1 protein-coding gene is annotated in these 290 nt (G+C 42.4%); it reads left to right on the top strand.

Annotation, left to right across the window (positions count from 1 at the left end; genetic code table 11):
* The coding region (locus tag KNP76_RS15720; RefSeq protein ID WP_214845057.1) for an IS3 family transposase at positions 1–252 on the top strand (252 nt) is incomplete at its 5' end.
* Positions 253–290: the final 38 nt, after the last annotated feature.

Raw genomic sequence — 290 nt, 5'->3', positions numbered from 1 at the left:
CAGAAAGAGGTGAAGCGTATGAAGCTAGGTCAATCCATGTCCCGACGGGGCAACTGTTGGGATAACGCTGTCCAGGAATCATTCTTTGGGCATTTCAAGGATATCGTCGAGTTAAAGGCCTGTACCACGTTCGATTCACTACAGCGTGAAATCCGAAAAGCCATTAACTATTACAACCATCATCGTTATCAATGGAACATGAAAAAGATGACTCCCGTACAGTACAGGAATCATCTCCTTGAAGCAGCATAAGTTTTTTTATTAATGTCCTTTACATGGGGTACAGATTA

The sequence above is a fragment of the Exiguobacterium sp. s150 genome (genome assembly GCF_018618435.1).
Lineage (GTDB): Bacteria > Bacillota > Bacilli > Exiguobacteriales > Exiguobacteriaceae > Exiguobacterium > Exiguobacterium alkaliphilum.
Note: the sequence above shows the minus strand (reverse complement) of the source record. Positions and strands in the feature narration are given on the sequence as shown.